Source organism: Streptomyces sp. DH12, assembly GCF_020873895.1.
Taxonomy (GTDB): domain Bacteria; phylum Actinomycetota; class Actinomycetes; order Streptomycetales; family Streptomycetaceae; genus Streptomyces.
Genome location: NZ_JAHWGT010001703.1, coordinates 1 through 385, shown reverse-complemented (window position 1 = coordinate 385; position 385 = coordinate 1). Strand labels below are relative to the sequence as shown.

The following is a 385-nucleotide window of genomic DNA, read 5'->3' as shown; positions in this document are numbered from 1 at the left end:
GCTCAGGATCAGCGACACCGCCCGCCGTCCGGCGCCCGCCCCCGCCTCCAACCCCGACGCCGAGATGACCCAGGTGGTCCGCCCGTGAACAAGCCCCTGCGCCGGGTCGCCATCTTCTGCGGCCTGCTCATGCTCGCCCTGCTCGTCAGGAACAACTGGATCCAGTACGCCCAGGCCGACAAGCTGCGGACGGACGAGAAGAACCGCCGCGTGGCGAGCGAGCGCTACGCCACCCCGCGCGGCGACATCATCGTCGGCGGCAAGGCGATCACCGGATCGAAGGAGACCGAGAGCCGGGACTACGCCTTCCTCAGGACGAACAAGGACGGTGCGATGTACGCGCCCGTCACCGGGTACGCGTCCCAGTCCCGGGGCACCTCGCTGC

Annotated in this window: 1 pseudogene; it reads left to right on the top strand. The window is 70.1% G+C overall.

Going from position 1 to position 385, the window contains the following annotated elements:
• Positions 1-84: 84 nt before the first annotated feature.
• A pseudogene (locus LPA54_RS41815) lies at positions 85-385 on the top strand (penicillin-binding protein 2); the annotation flags it as partial.